The organism is Allobosea sp. GW822-FHT03F07 (assembly GCF_058801345.1).
The window spans coordinates 1-15,492 of the sequence record NZ_JBXAND010000024.1; the positions used below are offsets into that span (position 1 = coordinate 1).

General features: G+C 67.7%; 14 protein-coding genes. 8 read left to right on the forward strand and 6 right to left on the reverse strand.

What is annotated here, in order from left to right; genetic code table 11:
- Positions 1 to 164 precede the first annotated feature (164 nt).
- A complete protein-coding gene (locus AC1RMY_RS26260) occupies positions 165 to 380 on the reverse strand; it encodes a hypothetical protein (protein WP_492869655.1) in 216 nt (71 codons plus the stop codon).
- Positions 381 to 471: 91 nt separating this feature from the next.
- Entirely contained in the window at positions 472 to 684 is a 213-nt protein-coding gene (locus tag AC1RMY_RS26265; RefSeq protein WP_492869657.1) for a hypothetical protein, read from the reverse strand.
- A 101-nt stretch (positions 685 to 785) separates the two neighbouring features.
- Between AC1RMY_RS26265 and AC1RMY_RS26270 the strand changes: the two genes are divergently transcribed.
- The 3 genes from AC1RMY_RS26270 (at position 786) to AC1RMY_RS26280 (ending at position 3,646) form a co-directional block, all read left to right on the forward strand.
- On the forward strand, positions 786 to 1,409 hold the full coding sequence (locus AC1RMY_RS26270; protein ID WP_492869659.1) for a histidine phosphatase family protein: 624 nt from the start codon (positions 786 to 788) through the stop codon (positions 1,407 to 1,409).
- Between the two features lie 67 nt (positions 1,410 to 1,476).
- Positions 1,477 to 2,904 carry a phospholipase D-like domain-containing protein gene (locus AC1RMY_RS26275; RefSeq protein WP_492869661.1) on the forward strand — a complete coding sequence of 476 codons (1,428 nt, stop codon included), beginning with the start codon at positions 1,477 to 1,479 and terminating at the stop codon, positions 2,902 to 2,904.
- 19 nt (positions 2,905 to 2,923) lie between these two features.
- A complete protein-coding gene (locus tag AC1RMY_RS26280; RefSeq protein WP_492869663.1) occupies positions 2,924 to 3,646 on the forward strand; it encodes an endonuclease/exonuclease/phosphatase family protein in 723 nt (240 codons plus the stop codon).
- Between the two features lie 10 nt (positions 3,647 to 3,656).
- On the opposite strand, the gene AC1RMY_RS26285 is transcribed toward AC1RMY_RS26280, so the two are convergent.
- Positions 3,657 to 4,361 carry a GntR family transcriptional regulator gene (locus tag AC1RMY_RS26285; RefSeq protein WP_492869665.1) on the reverse strand — a complete coding sequence of 235 codons (705 nt, stop codon included), beginning with the start codon at positions 4,359 to 4,361 and terminating at the stop codon, positions 3,657 to 3,659.
- A 114-nt stretch (positions 4,362 to 4,475) separates the two neighbouring features.
- On the opposite strand from AC1RMY_RS26285, the gene AC1RMY_RS26290 reads away from it, so the two are divergent.
- The 4 genes from AC1RMY_RS26290 (at position 4,476) to AC1RMY_RS26305 (ending at position 8,854) form a co-directional block, all read left to right on the forward strand.
- Positions 4,476 to 6,149, forward strand: coding sequence for an IlvD/Edd family dehydratase (locus AC1RMY_RS26290; RefSeq protein WP_492869680.1), 1,674 nt, complete (start codon positions 4,476 to 4,478; stop codon positions 6,147 to 6,149).
- A 76-nt stretch (positions 6,150 to 6,225) separates the two neighbouring features.
- Positions 6,226 to 7,215 (forward strand): Bug family tripartite tricarboxylate transporter substrate binding protein, encoded by a 990-nt coding sequence (locus AC1RMY_RS26295; protein WP_492869667.1) that lies wholly within the window; start codon positions 6,226 to 6,228, stop codon positions 7,213 to 7,215.
- A gap of 19 nt (positions 7,216 to 7,234) precedes the next feature.
- Positions 7,235 to 8,152: a 3-hydroxyacyl-CoA dehydrogenase NAD-binding domain-containing protein gene (locus AC1RMY_RS26300; RefSeq protein ID WP_492869669.1), complete on the forward strand. Its 918-nt coding sequence runs from the start codon at positions 7,235 to 7,237 to the stop codon at positions 8,150 to 8,152.
- A gap of 12 nt (positions 8,153 to 8,164) precedes the next feature.
- A complete protein-coding gene (locus AC1RMY_RS26305; RefSeq protein WP_492869671.1) occupies positions 8,165 to 8,854 on the forward strand; it encodes an aspartate/glutamate racemase family protein in 690 nt (229 codons plus the stop codon).
- 6 nt (positions 8,855 to 8,860) lie between these two features.
- Here the strand turns inward: AC1RMY_RS26305 and AC1RMY_RS26310 are convergent, their stop codons facing one another.
- Genes AC1RMY_RS26310 through solA form a run of 3 tightly spaced genes read right to left on the reverse strand, consistent with a single transcriptional unit; the run spans position 8,861 to position 13,759 of the window.
- Positions 8,861 to 10,525 carry a hydantoinase B/oxoprolinase family protein gene (locus AC1RMY_RS26310; RefSeq protein WP_492869672.1) on the reverse strand — a complete coding sequence of 555 codons (1,665 nt, stop codon included), beginning with the start codon at positions 10,523 to 10,525 and terminating at the stop codon, positions 8,861 to 8,863.
- Positions 10,522 to 12,615 carry a hydantoinase/oxoprolinase family protein gene (locus AC1RMY_RS26315; protein ID WP_492869674.1) on the reverse strand — a complete coding sequence of 698 codons (2,094 nt, stop codon included), beginning with the start codon at positions 12,613 to 12,615 and terminating at the stop codon, positions 10,522 to 10,524. The genes AC1RMY_RS26310 and AC1RMY_RS26315 overlap by 4 nt, the downstream gene beginning before the upstream one ends.
- A complete protein-coding gene (solA, locus tag AC1RMY_RS26320; RefSeq protein ID WP_492869676.1) occupies positions 12,608 to 13,759 on the reverse strand; it encodes an N-methyl-L-tryptophan oxidase in 1,152 nt (383 codons plus the stop codon). The genes AC1RMY_RS26315 and solA overlap by 8 nt, the downstream gene beginning before the upstream one ends.
- A gap of 266 nt (positions 13,760 to 14,025) precedes the next feature.
- Here solA and AC1RMY_RS26325 point away from each other — a divergent pair, with 266 nt between their 5' ends.
- The gene (locus tag AC1RMY_RS26325; RefSeq protein ID WP_492869678.1) at positions 14,026 to 15,381 is read left to right on the forward strand and encodes an alpha/beta hydrolase; all 1,356 of its coding nucleotides are present in this window, start codon (positions 14,026 to 14,028) and stop codon (positions 15,379 to 15,381) included.
- Positions 15,382 to 15,492: the final 111 nt, after the last annotated feature.

Consider the following 15,492-nt stretch of genomic DNA (forward strand, 5'->3'; position numbering starts at 1 on the left):
GGACGACAACTTCCTCGCATCAGTCCAGCTCGCTTCAATCCGCATCTGGTTGCGAAGTTATGAGTCGGTCACCTAGAAGAGGCGAGGCCCGATGCCTTTGCCGAGATGAGCCGCTCCGCAGCGGGGCGAGCGGGTTCCGCCGGGTCTAGCGCTCGGGCTCGGCCTCAGTTCCATGACCGGATAGCGTAGGTGTCAACCGTATCGGGATTTCCATCGACGAAAGACTGGCAGACTCGCTTCAGACTGAAGAGCTTCTGCACGCTGTAATCAGGGTGCTCTCCATCCAGCTTGAGGTCTGTATCGACCATCAGCACTCTTTTTTCACCGCCAATGTTCATGACGACGATGCTCACCGCTTTGGCGTTCGCGTGAACGATCATGGCATTGGTTCAGAGCGGCAGTTCTGATTGCAGAACTCATGATCGCAGTCCAATCCATGGCGCGCAACCGGTTGGGATCGCTCCCTGGGTTCTAGCGCTCGGTCGCCGCGTCTACGTCCACGCTCTCCAGCCGCCTCACCGTCTCTTCCAAACTCTCTGCCACGCCGAGCATGTAGTCCCTGCCGAAGCCGATGATCGTGTCCGGCGGCTGGCCCTTGAAGGTGTAGACGACCGTGACGAGGGCCGGATTGACATAGACCGGCTTGCCGTCGGCCGGCGAGGTGAACTTGCAGAGCTTGGGCATGGGCCCCTCGCGAATCGTTGCAGGACAGGCGCTATATGGCGGAAGGGCGGAGCCGATCCAAATGCGGTCAGCGTGGCCGATCCCTCAGGAAGCGATCAGCGATGACGGAAGACAGTGAGCCCGAACCTGCCCCTCCCGTGCCCGCGCCGCTCCAGATCTACCTGGTCAGGCACGGCCAGACGGAATGGTCGCTGTCGGGGCAGCATACCGGCCGCGCGGACATCCCGCTGACACCCCATGGCGAAGGCGAAGCGCGGGCGCTCCGGGCGTCCTTTCGCGACCTGACGTTTTCGCATGTGCTGACCAGCCCGCGCCAGCGCGCCCGCCAGACCGCGATGCTGGCCGGGCTCGGTGCGCAGGCTACGGTCGAAGCCGAGCTCGCCGAGTGGGATTACGGCGACTATGAAGGGTTGCGCTCCGTCGAGATCCGCGCGGCTCGGCCCGGCTGGGATATCCTCCGCGACGGCTGCCCCAACGGCGAATCGCCGGCGCAGGTCGCTGCGCGCGCCGACCGGATGGTCGCGCTTCTATCGACGCTAGCGGGCAATGTCGCCGTGTTCTCGCATGGCCATTTCGGCCGCGGCCTCGCCGCGCGCTGGATCGGGCTCGACATCGGTGCGGTGCGGCACCTGCTGCTCGGCACCGCATGCTACGGCGTGCTCGGCCACGACCCCGGCCACCCGGAGAACCGCGTCATCGCGCAGTGGAACATCGCCGCCACCTGATCGCGACCAGCGGCCGGAATTGTTCCCGATGTCCAAGCGCCGCGCTTCATAGTAAATCCACAATCCGATGGATTTTGCTGCGCTGCTCACGAGCCTCGCCGATCACACTCCCCTGCTGCTGACGGCGCTCCATGTCGCCACGGCCGGGACGGTGACGATCCATGCCCTGCTGCAGAAGCGCGACGTTCCCGCCGCCATCGGCTGGATCGGCCTGGCCTGGCTCTCGCCCTTCTTCGGGCCGATTCTTTATTTCGGATTCGGAATCAACCGGGTGCAGCGCCGCGCGCGGCGCCTGCGTGGCGTCGACGACAGCGGAGCGACAAGATCGAAACGCGCAGTCGCTCGCACCGGGCCGACCAGCAGCCTCCAGACCGCAGTCGGCCGGATCACCAGCGCGCCGACCGAGCCCGGCACGGTCGCAGCTGTGCTGGACTGCGGCGACGAGGCCTATCCGCGCATGCTGGCAGCGATCGAGGCCGCGACGTCGAGCGTCGTGCTCTCGACCTTCATCTTCCGGATCGACGCACTGGGCCTGCAGTTCATCGAGGCGCTCGCTCGCGCGCATCGCCGCGGCGTGGCGGTGCGGGTCCTCATCGACGGTTTCGGCGGCGGCTTCCTGCATTCGCGCGCCTATCACCGGCTGCGCCGCGAGGGCGTCCCTGCGGCGCGCTTCCTCCACTCGCTGCTACCCTGGAAGATGCCGCTGCTCGATCTGCGGCTGCACAAGAAGATCCTCCTCATCGACGGGCAGACCGCCTTTCTCGGCGGGCTCAACATCGGCGCCGAGAACGTGCTGGCCTTGCAGCCGAGCGAGCCCGTTCGCGACGTCCATTTCTTGATCGAGGGGCCGGTCGTGAGGCAGGTGATGGAGAGCTTCCAGGACGACTGGGCCTTCGCGACCGGCGAGGCGCTGGAAAGCTCGCTCTGGTTTCCAGCGATCCATAGCAGCGGCCGTGCGCCGGCCAGGGTGATCTCTTCCGGCCCCGACCAGAGCGTCGACCAGCTGATGCTGGCGCTGCTGTCCGCCATCAACACGGCTTCGTCGTCCTTGCGGATCGCGACGCCCTATTTCCTGCCCGACCAGCAGGTGATCACGGCGCTGCAGTTGGCAGCGCTGCGAGGCGTCGGCGTCCATCTCGTGATACCCGCCAAGAACAACCACAGGCTGATGGGATGGGCCATGCAGGCGCATATCCGCCCTCTGCTCAAGGCAGGCTGCCAGATCTGGCGTTCGCCGGCCCCCTTCGACCACTCCAAGCTGGTGACGATCGACGATGCCTGGAGCCTGATCGGCAGTGCGAACTGGGATGCGCGAAGCCTGCGGCTGAACTTCGAGATCACCATGGAGTTCTATGACCGCGACCTCGCCCAGCGGATCGCCGGCCTCATCGACAGCAAGCGGAGCCGTCCCGTCACGCTGGAGGACATCGACGCGCGCTGGGGAATCGTGAAAATTCGTGATGCGGCGGCCCGGCTGCTCATGCCTTATCTCTGATGTCGATCAGCGAGGTCCGGTGAAGGTCGCATCCTACAACATCCACAAATGCCGCGGCACGGATCGGCGTGTGCGGCCTGATCGAATCGTCTCCGTCCTGGCCGAGATCGGCGCCGATCTGGTGGCGCTGCAGGAGGTCGACCGCCGCTTCGGCCAGCGCACGGGGCTGCTCGATCCCGCAGCGATCCTGCGCGAGACCGGCCTGCACCTGCTGGTCCAGTCCGATGTCGTCGACGGCCATGGCTGGCACGGCAATGCCCTGCTCGTGCGTGGCGAGCCGCTCTCCTACCGACGCTTCCGTCTCAAGCTGCCGGGGATCGAGCCGCGTGGGGCGGTCGTCGCTGAACTCGACCTCGGCGAAGGCAAGTTCCGCGTGATCGCGGCGCATCTCGGCCTGCTGCGGCGCTCGCGCATCGACCAGGCCACCGCACTGCTGCATGCCTTCCTCGAACTCGTGCCGATGCCGACCATCCTGCTCGGCGATTTCAACGAATGGCGGCGCAGCCGTCGCTCGGCGCTCGACGTGCTCGTCCCGCATTTCGCCGACATCAAGCACCCGCCGAGCTTTCCTTCGCGCCGGCCGATACTGCCGCTGGACCGCATCCTGGCGTGGCCGGACGGACTGATCTCGGACCTCTGCGTGCATGACACGCCCTTGTCCCGCAAGGCATCGGACCACCTGCCCCTCACCGCCCGCATCGACGTTTCGCGCTGGCGGCTCGGTATAGAGAACGCGGCCTGAGACGCTCGCGCTAACTGCTCGTCTTGCCGGCCGGGGCCGCCTGCCGGGCGAAGCGAGCCTCGACGGCGGTGATATAGGCGTCGCGGGACGGGCCGAGGTGCTGGCGGCAGAGCGCCACGAGCCGGGCGCGGTCTCCGGCCGCGAGCGCATCAACCATGGCGGCATGCTCGTCGCGAGCGAGCCGTAGATGCTCGGGGCTCGCGGCCGTGATCGAGCGCGCGCCATGGACCTTCTGCGCCAGCCCCTGGATCAGCTCGACGAGATGGGGATTGCCGCAGGCGCGAAACAGCGTCTCGTGGAACAGCATGTTGGCACGGAAGGCGGCGCGGGCATCGCCGCTCTCGACGGCCGCGGCATGCTGCTGCTGGACGGCGCACAATTGCCCGAGAACCTCGATCGAGGCCGGCAGCGGAATCTGCTCGGCGGCCAGCGTCTCCAGCGCCTCGCGCACCGAATAGATCTGCCGGACTTCGAGCGGGTCGAGCAGCTTCACCACCGCCCCCCGGTTGGGGATACGCTCGACCAGCCCGACACGCTCCAGATCGGCCAGCGCCTCGCGCACGACATGGCGCTTCACGGCGAGGCGCTCAGCCAGTTCCTCCTCGACCAGACGCTCGCGCGGCAGGAGCCAGCCGAGGACGATCTCCTCCTCCAGCATGGCCGCAACATTGCGCACGCGTTCGGTGGTCTGGGCCTTGAGGGCGGTCGCGCTCATGCCAGTTTATAACCCTTCGACATAATTGTTGACAATCCTGGCAACAGACATATTCCTAGCCCCATGAGCACGTCCGACAACGATACCCCATCCCTGAAGCCTGCGGCACGCGGCATGCGCCGCAATCTCGCGACCTATGGCGATCCGGGCTTCTCGCTGTTCCTGCGCAAGGCCTTCATCAAGGCCGCCGGCTTCTCGGACGACGCGCTCGACCGGCCTATCATCGGCATCACCAACACCTTCAGCGACTTCAACCCCTGCCATGGCAATGTGCCGCGCCTGATCGAGGCGGTGAAGCGCGGCGTGATGCTGGCGGGCGGCCTGCCGATGGAGTTCCCGACGATCTCCATCCACGAATCCTTCGCCAACCCGACCTCGATGTTCCTGCGCAACCTGATGGCGATCGACACCGAGGAGATGATCCGGGCCCAGCCCTGCGATTCCGTCGTACTGATTGGCGGCTGCGACAAGACCGTTCCGGCCCAGCTCATGGGCGCGGTCAGCGCCGACGTGCCGGCGATCCAGCTCATTACCGGCCCGATGCTCGTCGGCCACCACAAGGGCGAGGTGCTCGGCGCCTGCACCGACTGCCGCCGGCTCTGGGGACAGCACCGCGCCGGCCAGATCGACGAGGCCGAGATCGAGGTGCTGAGCGGCCGGCTCGCGCCGACGCAGGGCACCTGCATGGTGATGGGCACCGCGAGCACGATGGGTTGCCTCGTCGAGGCGCTCGGCATTGCCCTGCCCGGCTCGGGCACGATTCCCGCCACCCATGCCGACCGCATCCGTGCAGCGGAAGCCAGCGGACGCGAGGCCGTGCGGCTCGCCAAGGGCGGGCCGAAGCCGAGTGAGATCCTGACCGAAACCGCGTTCCGGAACGCATTGACCGTCCTGCAGGCGATCGGCGGCTCGACGAACGGCCTCGTCCATCTCGCCGCGATCGCGCGCCGCGCCGGCCTGGCGATCGATCTGGAGGAGTTCGACGCCATCGGCCGCAAGGTGCCGGTGCTGATCGACCTCAAGCCCTCGGGCGACCACTACATGGAGCACTTCCATTGGGCCGGCGGCGTGCCCAAACTCATGAAGGAGCTCGGCGACCATCTCGACCGCTCGGCCCCGACGATCGACGGCCGCACGATCGGCGAGGTCGCAGATGCGGCCGAGGACGTACCCAACCAGAGCATCATCCGCTCCGCCGCAAGCCCGGTGAAGCCGACCGGCGGCATGGCCGTGCTGCGCGGCAACCTCGCGCCGGGCGGCGCCGTCATCAAGCATTCGGCCGCCTCGCCTGCCCTTTTGAAGCATACCGGGCGCGCAGTCGTCTTCGCCTCGGTCGAGGACATGGTCCGCCGCATGGACGATCCCGACCTCGACGTGAAGGCGGATGACGTGCTCGTGCTGACCAATGCCGGCCCCAAGGGCGCACCCGGCATGCCGGAGGCCGGCTATATCCCGATCCCGAAGAAGCTGGCGCAGGCCGGCGTCAAGGACATGGTCCGGATTTCCGACGCCCGCATGAGCGGCACCGCCTTCGGCACGATCGTGCTGCACATCACGCCGGAATCCGCGGTAGGCGGCCCGCTCGGACTGGTGCGCAACGGCGACATGATCCGGCTCGATGTCGAGTCCCGCGAGATCGCGCTCCTCGTCGACGACGCCGAGCTGGAGCGACGCAAGGGCGAATGGCAGCCGCCGGCGCATCTGGCCGAGGAATCGCGCGGCTATCGCCACCTCTATCTCACCACGGTCCTGCAGGCCGACGAGGGCTGCGACTTCGACTTCTGCTGATCGGCCAGCCTGGCCCAAGCCTTTCCGACGAGACTGGAGCCAACCAGTCCGCGCGCCCACCTCTGGAGGATTTCCCATGCTCGACCGTCGCCATCTCATCGGCGCGCTCGCCGGCCTTTCGCTGGCCGGCCTTTCGTTCTCCTTGCCAGTCACCGCTTTCGCCCAGGCCTATCCGCAGAAGCCGATCACGCTGGTCGTGCCCTATGCGCCGGGCGGCGCGACGGACATCATCGGCCGCGTCGTCGCCGAGGAGATGTCGAACGGGCTCGGCCAGCGGGTCGTGGTCGAGAACCGGGCGGGTGCCGGCGGCAGCGTCGGAGCGGCTGCGGCCGCGCGCGCCCAGCCCGACGGCTACACCCTGCTGCTCGGCGCCCTGACCAGCCATTCGATCAATATGAGCCTGCAGGCCAAGCCCGGTTTCGACCTGAAGAAGGATCTCGTCCCGGTCGGGCTTGCCGGCAATGTCGGGTTGGCGCTCGTCGTGCACCCGTCGGTGCCGGCCAAGACGGTTCCGGAGCTGATCGCGCTGATCAAGGCCAATCCGGAAGCCTATTCCTACGCGTCGTCCGGCCAGGGTTCGCCGCAGCATCTCTCGGGCGAATTGTTCAACCTCAAGGCCGGCACGAAGATGCCGGTGGTGCCCTATCGCGGCTCCGGCCCGGCGATGACCGACATGGTCGCGGGCCAGGTCAAGATCATGTTCGACACGATTCCCGCCGTGCTCCAGCATGTGAAGGGCGGTTCGCTGAAGGCGATCGCCACCACCGGCACGGAAGCCTCGCCCTTCATGCCGGAGACGCCGACGGCGATCTCCCAGGGGCTCGCCGGATTCGAGGTCTCGTCCTGGTTCGGTCTGCTCGCGCCGACCGGCACGCCGCAGCCGGTTCTGGACAAGCTCAACACGGAGCTTAACAAGGCGCTCCAGAGCCCGAAGCTGAAGGAGGCGCTCGCGCTGCAGGGCGTCGTCCCGAAGCCGAGCACGCCCGCCGAGGCCGCGGCAAGGATCGACAGCGAGATCGCGAAATGGGGCGACCTGATCAAGACGAGCGGCATCAAGGCCGAGTGACGGGACCGGGCCTCTCTTCATGATTGACACTATCCAGCAGCTCGCCATCGTCGGCGCCGGCATGATCGGCGCCAGTTGGGCGGCTCTCGCCAGCGCGCATGGCGTCGGCGTCTGCGCTTACGATCCCAATCCCGAAGCCGAGGCGCGTTTTCTCTCCTCTGTCGAGCGGGCGCGGGCACAACTGACCGAGCTGGGACTGACGGGAACGGGCGCAGTCCGCTTCTCCACCGACCTTGCCCTGGCGCTGAAGGGGGCCAGCTTCGTCCAGGAGAACGGGCCGGAAAACGAGGCGGTGAAGCGCAAGCTCCTAGCCGAGATCGATAGCCTCCTCCCGCCAGACGCGATCATAGCCAGTTCGACCTCGGCGCTGGTCCGCAGCGCCATCGTCGCCGATTGCGCGCGGCCGGAGCGGATCGTCGTGGCGCACCCGTTCAACCCGCCGCATCTGGTGCCGCTGGTCGAGATCGTCGGGGCCGATCCTGAGGTCGTGGCGCGCGCCGCCGCCTTCTATCGCGCACTCGGCCGGCGCCCCGTCGTGCTCAACCGCGAGATGCCCGGGCATATCGCCAACCGGCTGGCCTCGGCGCTCTATCGCGAGGCGGTGCATCTGGTCGAGCAAGGCGTCGCCAGCGTCGCCGACATCGATGCCGCGCTCTGCAACGGGCCCGGCCTGCGCTGGGCCCTGATGGGGCCGCACATGACCTATCATCTCGGCGGCGGCGAAGGCGGCATCGCCGGCTACCTCGCCCATCTCGGGCCGAGCCAGGTGCGGCGCTGGCAATCGCTCGGCGATCCGTCGCTCGACGCCGATGTCCAAGCGAAGATCGTCGCCGGCGTCGCGGACGAGGCCGACGGTCGCTCGATCGCCGAGCTGGAGGCGCGCCGCGACGAAGGCTTGCTCGCTCTCCTGAAGGCGCGCACGCTGGTCAGCGACTGACAGGACTTGCCCATGACCGACACGATCGAACCGGCCCCGCGCATCGCGCTCATCCACGCGCTTGAGGAATCCGTGCTGCCGGCGCGGACGGCCTTCGCCTCGGACTGGCCGCAGGCCAAGGCCTTCGACCTGCTCGACACCTCGCTGGCGACCGACCTCGCCGCGCGCGGCAGCCTCGACCAGGCGATGACCGAGCGCTTCCTGACGCTCGGGCGCTATGCGGCGGCGACCGAGGGCACTGCGGGGCCGGCCAGAGCGATCCTCTTCACCTGCTCGGCCTTCGGCCCGGCCATCGACGCAGTCAAACGCGCCTTGCCGATCCCGGTGCTGCGCCCGAACGAATCCGCCTTCTCCGAGGCGTTGGCGCTCGGCGGCAGGATCGGGCTGATCGTCACCTTCGCGCCTTCCCTACCCTCGCTGACGCAAGAGCTGAACGAAATGGCGAGCAAGCCGGTCGACGTCACCGGCATCGTGGTGGACGGCGCGCTCGCCGCGCTCAAGGCCGGCGATGGCGCAACCCATGACCGGCTGGCGGCCGAAGCCGCCGCAAAGCTGAAGGACGTCGATACGCTGATCCTTGGTCAGTTCTCGCTCGCCCGCGCCAGACCAGCGATCGAGGCGGCCACGGGGCTGCGCGTCGTCACGACGCCGGAAGCCGCGATCCGGGGCCTGAAGCACGCGTTGCGGACACAAGCCGCTTAAGGGCACTCAGCTTTCGCGACTGCACCAATCCTGCCCATAGGCCTGCGCAACGCCGTCGGGCGTCGCATAGCCCCGGCGCAGATCATCCGCGATCCTGCTGATCGGGCGCTCCTGCGGTGGGCCGAAGCCGGCGCCGCCGGCCTCGCGCAGCGTCAGGCTGTCACCGGGCGCGAGTTCGTGGCGCCCCTGTGGCGAGATCGTCTCGCCGTTGACCAGATGCTCGCGACAGGCGCCCGGTTGCCCGCCGGCGAAGCCCTGCGCCGGGAACTGCGTCCGGTTGGCCATGGAGAAGACGCTGACCGGGAAGGCGCTGTAATTGCGCAGCACAATCTCCTGGCCGGGCCCGCCGCGATAGGCGCCCGCGCCGCCGGAATCCGGGCGCAGGGCCTTGCGCTCGACGACGAGCCCGCTTTCCGGCTCGAACAGCTCCGCCGACATGCCGCCCATATTGGAGGAGCCCGGCGTCGTCGGCTGGCCGTCGAGATCGCTCAGCGCACCGAAGCCGCCCGCGGCGCAAAAGGTCGTGCTCATGCCCGAGCCATCCGGCCGGCGGCCCTGCAAGGTGATGAAGTCGATGAGACCGCTGCCCGCCATCACGCGCTGCGGTACGACATCGGCGAGCGCCCCGAAGATCAGCGGCGGAATGAAATGGCCGATGACATGCCGCCCGGCCGAAGGCGCCGGCGGCTGCGCGTTGAGCAGGCAGCCGACGGGCGCGCTGATCGAGATCGGCACCGTCGCGCCATCATTGTTGGGCAGCTTCGGCGCAGTGATGCATTTCAGCGTGTAGAGCGCCATCGAACGCGTATAGGGCATTGGAACATTGATGCCGGCGGCGACGCAGGGGCCGGTTCCGGCGAAGTCGATCGCCACCTCGCTGCCACGCTTGTCGATCCGGCAGACGAGCTTTCGCACGTCGCCGAAAGCCTCGACCTTGACCTCGTTGCCGTAGACGCCGTCGGGAATCTCGGCGAGGGCGGCCCTGACGGCGGCTTCGGTCTGATCGATGATGGACACCGCGATCTCGTCGACATCGGCCAGCCCCGCCTCGGCCAGGAATTCGCCGAGCTGACGGTCGACCACTTCGAGGCAGCTCACGCTCGCCATGATGTCGCCGAGCACCTGCTCGGGGACGCGGACATTGAGATTGATCAGCTCGATCAGCGTCTCATCGCGCACGCCGGCGGCAAAGAGCTTCCAGATCGGCAGCCGCAGGCCCTCGTGATAGATTTCGGTCGCGGCGGCCGAGAAGCCCATGCCGCCGATATCGGGCAGATGGGTGATGCTCATGGCATAGGCGACGATGCGTCCGCCCCGGAAGATCGGTTTCATCAGGGCAAGGTCGAACATGTGGCCCGTGCCGATGACTGGATCGTTCGAGGCCACGACATCACCCGGCGCCAGAGTCTGCGGCGGGAACCTCTTCAGCATATGCGCCATGGTCACGGGCGCCGTACCGATGAAAACCGGGATGCATTTGCGGCTCTGCGCGATCAGCCGGCCGCGCGTATCGAAGATCATCACCGAGAGATCGAAGCCCTCGCGCACCAGCATCGAGAAGGAGGTGCGGATCAGCGCCGCCGCGCCCTCATCGGTGATCGAGACCAGCCGGTCCCAGGCGATGGCGAGATCGATCGCATCGAGGCTGCGCCGGAGCATAGTGGTCGTCATGGGGTCGCGATCTCCGCAACGAGGCTCATATCGCCGGCGACAGTGGCGCGATCGTCGGCGTCGAGCAGCGTCGTCGATTCCGCTTCTTCGATCAGGGCCGGGCCGGCCACCACCATCCCCGGCCGCAGCCGCGAGCGGGCATAGACCTGGCAATCGACCAGCCCACCAGCAGCCGGGAAATAGGCTGGCCGCGAGCCGATCTGCACCTCGCCGCTCGCCTCCGCCGCCGGGCTGGTCGAGAAATGTCGCGGCGCGGCCGCGCTCGCCTCGACCTTCAAGCCGACGATCTCGATCGGCTCGGCGAGATTGGCATGGAAGATCTCGCGATAGCGTTCGGTGAAGCGCGTCCGCAGCGCTTCGCGGGCGTTCTCGCAAGCGTCGGGAAGCTCGACCTCGATGTCGTAGTGCTGGCCGCGATAGCGCATGTCGAAGCGGCGGTGCCAATGGATCGCGTCGGAGGCACCGAGGGGGGCCGCCGCCTCGGCGTCGAGATCGTCGATCAGCGCCCGCAATTCGTTCTCCTCGACGGCGTCGAGTTCACGTCGGAAGGCCCTCACCGTCTCGAAGGCTTGTGCGCCGGACAGCATGCCGAAAGCCGACATCACCCCGGCGCCGCGCGGGAAGATCACACGTGGGACCCGCAGCTTGCGGGCGATGCGTGCCGCATGGAGCGGCCCGCCGCCGCCGAAAGCCACCATGGCGCAGCCGCGATAGTCGAAGCCGCGCTCGGTGGCATGCATGCGGAAAGCCCGCGCGATGTCCTCATTGGCCATGTCATGCGCTCCCCATGCGGCCCGCATGGCATCGACGCCGAGCGGCGCGCCGATCTGCTCGCGATAGGCCGCCCGGGCGGCATCGAGATCGAGCCTCATCGTGCCGCCGAGGAAGCTGTCCGGATGGAGATAGCCCAGCAGCAGATTTGCGTCGGTCAGGGTCGCGGTCGTGCCACCCCGACCATAGGAGACCGGCCCGGGCTCGGCGCCGGCGCTGCGCGGCCCGACACGAAGCCGGCCTAGCGCATCCGGCGCGACGAGGCTGCCGCCGCCGGTGCCGATCTCGGTCATGTCGAGGACAGGGATCTGCAGCGGCAGCCCGCTACCGCTGCGATATTCATAGGCATGCGCCGCCTCGAATGAGTAGGCGCGGAAGGGCCTGCCCTTGCGCACGAGCGCGCCCTTGGCGGTCGTGCCGCCGAGATCGAAAGACAAAAGGTCGCCCCCGGCCACGTCCGTGCCGATCCGTGCCGCAACGAGCACGCCGGCGGCTGGCCCGGATTCCAACAGTTTCACAGGGTAGCGCCTGGCCATGTCGAGGCCCATCAGGCCGCCGCTCGACGCCATGATCCAGAGGCGCCCCCGGAATCCGCCCTCGGCCAGCCCCGTTTCGAGCCGGGAAAGATAGCGGTCGACCAACGGCTGCGAATAGGCGTTGGCGCAGGTCGTGGTCCAGCGTTCGAACTCGCGCGGATAGGGGAAGACATCGGCTGAATGGCTGATGTGGAGCGAAGGATAAAGCGCCTGTGCGATCTCGCGGGCGCGGCGCTCGTGACGATCGTCGACATGCGCATGGAGGAAGCAGATCGCCAGCGCCTCGATCCGTTCATCTTCGACCAGACGCCGCGTCTGCGCAGCGACGGCTTCCTCGTCCAACGGCAAAAGGGCCGAGCCGTCATGTTTCAGGCGCTCAGGGATTTCGGCCCGAAGGGCGCGTTCGACGATCGGCTCGGCGTAGCGGAGCCTGAGGTCGAACAGGTCGTAACGCTGCTCGCGCCCGATATCAAAAAGGTCCCGGAAGCCCTCGGTCACGAGCATGCCGGTGCGGTCGCCGCGACGCTCGATCAGGGCGTTGGTGACCAACGTCGTGCCATGAACGATCTCGACGAGGTCAGACAGGGCGCAGCCCGCGGCCCAGCAGATCGCAAGAGTGCCTTCGAGCACGGCCTGCGAGGGATCGCGCGGCGTCGTCAGTTGCTTGTGGACGCCGACGCGCCGCCCGGCGGCATCCACCAGCGCGAAGTCGGTGAAGGTGCCGCCGATGTCGATACCGAGCCGCAGGCCGCTGCGCGAGGCGGCATCGAGGCCGTCACGCATGAGGAGCCGCCAGCGCTGCCCGCGACAGGCGCAGGAACCCGACATCGTGCCGCGTCGTGCCGTCGCCGCTGGCGAGATCGGCGACGATCTCCCCGATCACGCTGCAGAACTTGTAGCCATGCCCCGAGCAGGGCGAGACGAGCACGACCTGGGGATGGGCGGGATGGTGGTCGAGGATGAAATGCTCGTCGGGCGTGTTGGTGAACATGCAGCTCCGCAGCGCCATGGTCGCGCCGCTGCCCTCCGGGAAATAGCGCTGGCTGAACTCCCGCAGGATGCGTTCGTCCTCGGCATCCGGCTCGCGCCTGACCTCGTCGGCGCGGCTGGTCTCGCCGCGATGGTGGTAACGGCCGAACTTGAAGCCAGGCACCTCGTAGATCGGAAAGCCGTAATAGCGGCCTTCCTCGACCTGGAGATTGAACACCGGGAAGCGGTCGCGCGCGAAGAGGTCCGGCCGCTGCGGCTGCAGCCAGGCGAGCACCTGCCGCTCGGGCACTGCGACCGGACGCAGCGAGGGCTCGAGATCGCCCATCCAGGCGCCGGCCGCCAGCACCAGCCGCGCCGCCTCGTAGCGACCGCGATCGGTCGTCACGACGACGCCGTCGCCATTTGGCTTGGCCTCCCAGCCGAGCACGGCCTCGCGGGCATGGATGTCCGCGCCATGCTCCTGGGCGGCGCGGACATGCGCCACGATCGCGCGCTCGCTGGCGATCAAGCCGCCACGCGCCTGGAATACCGCACGATGCGACGACGGCAGGCGATAGCCCGGCCAGCGCGCATTGACCTCGTCGCCGGTCAGCACCTCATGGGGCAAATCGTGCAGGCGGGCGGAGTTCAGCGCGCCCTGGAAGAGCTGATCGTCCTCGGGGCTGGCGTCGATCGAGCCGGTGATGACGAGCAGCTCCTCGCCGGTCGCCTGCTCGATCTCGTCCCAGAGTTCGTAGGCGCGATGCAGCAGCGGGACATAGGCCGGGTCCTCATAATAGGGCAGGCGGATGATCCGGCTGACGCCGTGCGACGAGCCCATATTATGGGGGATGTCGAAGCGCTCGAGGCCGAGAACCTTGAGGCCACGGCGCGCCAGATGCCAGGCGGTGGCGCTTCCCATGCCCCCGATGCCGACGATGATCACGTCATAGGCCATTCTCGATACGTCCCACGCATTTTCTTCGCTGCCGGCATATCGGCCCACGGTGCCAATCTACGCAATAATGCGGCCAGCGCATCACCCTCCAGCGACATGGGGCGGCATGCCAGGCGCAGTTCCGTTCCCTAGACCGGCAGCCGAGCCGATGATGCGCCCTAACCGCTTTGCAACAGTTCCCAATAAAACGCCCGCTGTTCTTGACGCGGTCATACCGCGCGAGCAGGCTTCGCGAGGGTTAGCGTCACGGGTGCTTGGGGCCGGTCATGTTGTTTGCGTTCGGTTCGTCCAGCAGCCTGCCCCCATCGTCGCGTTCCGGTGAATCGAAGCCTTACCGCTCGCCCCGAAATCTCGCCCGCACCGCGTTTCTGCCTGCAGCGCTGATCGCTATCGGCCTCGCCGGCTGCGCGGGCGATGTTCGTGGTGTTCTGGCGCCGGTCCCCCATGGCGCACCGGGCACCAGCAAGGTCACCATGCTGGTCGCCACCACGCGCTCGGCCGATCCGGACGCGGGCGTGCTGTTCTCGGGCGAGCGCGGCGCCCCCGCCTTCGCCGAGATCACCGTGTCGCTGCCGCCGGCCGACAAGCGCAAGGTCGGCGAGGTGCAATGGCCGAGCCGCCTGCCCGGCGATCCCGCCACCGACTTCGTGACGCTCAAGGTCGACAGGCTCGACCGGCCCACGGTGCTGGCTCGGCTGCACAGCGCGGTGTCCAAGGTGCCCAAGCGCCGCGTCATGGTTTTCGTGCACGGCTTCAACAACCGCTTCGAGGATGCGGTCTACCGCTTCGCCCAGATCGTCCATGATTCCGGCGCGCCGACGGTGCCGGTGCTGTTCACCTGGCCCTCGCAGGGCTCGCTGTTCGGCTATGGCTATGACCGCGAGAGCGCCAACTACTCGCGCCATGCCCTCGAGAACCTGCTTCAGGCGCTGTCGAAGGACCCGGCCGTGGGCGAGGTCTCGATCCTCGCCCACTCCATGGGCAATTGGGTGACGCTGGAGGCGCTGCGGCAGATGTCGATCCGCAACCGCCAGATCCCGCCCAAGATCGCCAATGTGATGCTGGCCTCGCCCGATGTCGATATCGACGTGTTCTGGACGCAGATCCAGGAGATGGAAGGAAGGCGGCCGAACTTCACCCTGTTCGTCTCGACCGATGACCGCGCGCTGGCTGTCTCGCGCCGGGTCTGGGGCAGCACGGCGAGGCTGGGCGCGATCGACCCGGACGCGGAGCCCTACAAGAGCAAGCTCGAGGCCGCAAAGATCACCGTGCTCAATCTGAGCAAATTGCGCACCGGGGACAAGCTGAACCACGGCAAGTTCGCGGAAAGCCCGGAGGTCGTACAGCTGATCGGGACGAGGCTGGTCGAAGGCCAGCCGATCACGGATTCCCGCGTCGGTGTCGGCGAGCGCCTGATGCAGGCGACCGGCAGCGCGGCGGCGGCTGTCGGCACGGCGGCGGGGCTGGCGGTCGCGGCTCCGATCGCCGTGATCGATCCTAATACGCGGCGCAACTTCCACGAAAAAGTCGGTGAGGTCGGCCGCTCGATCCAGGATGTCGGCGAGACGACCGGCAATGCCATCCGCGCGCCGGCGGAGGCGGTCTCCCCGCCTTCGCTGTAAGCAGGGCAGCAACAGCAGCGGACGGCCGAGGCGCCCTCACTCCTCGTCTTCGCGCGCTCTTCCGGTCTCGACGAGGATCTCGCGCTTGCCGGCGTGGTTGGCGGGGCCGAC

Coding starts and splice junctions, on each gene's coding strand:
- AC1RMY_RS26295 (WP_492869667.1), top strand. CDS start 6,226: ATGCTCGACCGTCGCCATCTCATCGGCGCGCTCGCCGGCCTTTCGCTG.
- AC1RMY_RS26310 (WP_492869672.1), bottom strand. CDS start 10,525: ATGACGACCACTATGCTCCGGCGCAGCCTCGATGCGATCGATCTCGCC.
- AC1RMY_RS26300 (WP_492869669.1), top strand. CDS start 7,235: ATGATTGACACTATCCAGCAGCTCGCCATCGTCGGCGCCGGCATGATC.
- AC1RMY_RS26275 (WP_492869661.1), top strand. CDS start 1,477: ATGGATTTTGCTGCGCTGCTCACGAGCCTCGCCGATCACACTCCCCTG.
- AC1RMY_RS26285 (WP_492869665.1), bottom strand. CDS start 4,361: ATGAGCGCGACCGCCCTCAAGGCCCAGACCACCGAACGCGTGCGCAAT.
- AC1RMY_RS26315 (WP_492869674.1), bottom strand. CDS start 12,615: ATGCGTGACGGCCTCGATGCCGCCTCGCGCAGCGGCCTGCGGCTCGGT.
- AC1RMY_RS26265 (WP_492869657.1), bottom strand. CDS start 684: ATGCCCAAGCTCTGCAAGTTCACCTCGCCGGCCGACGGCAAGCCGGTC.
- AC1RMY_RS26290 (WP_492869680.1), top strand. CDS start 4,476: ATGCGCCGCAATCTCGCGACCTATGGCGATCCGGGCTTCTCGCTGTTC.
- AC1RMY_RS26270 (WP_492869659.1), top strand. CDS start 786: ATGACGGAAGACAGTGAGCCCGAACCTGCCCCTCCCGTGCCCGCGCCG.
- AC1RMY_RS26305 (WP_492869671.1), top strand. CDS start 8,165: ATGACCGACACGATCGAACCGGCCCCGCGCATCGCGCTCATCCACGCG.
- solA (WP_492869676.1), bottom strand. CDS start 13,759: ATGGCCTATGACGTGATCATCGTCGGCATCGGGGGCATGGGAAGCGCC.
- AC1RMY_RS26325 (WP_492869678.1), top strand. CDS start 14,026: ATGTTGTTTGCGTTCGGTTCGTCCAGCAGCCTGCCCCCATCGTCGCGT.
- AC1RMY_RS26260 (WP_492869655.1), bottom strand. CDS start 380: ATGATCGTTCACGCGAACGCCAAAGCGGTGAGCATCGTCGTCATGAAC.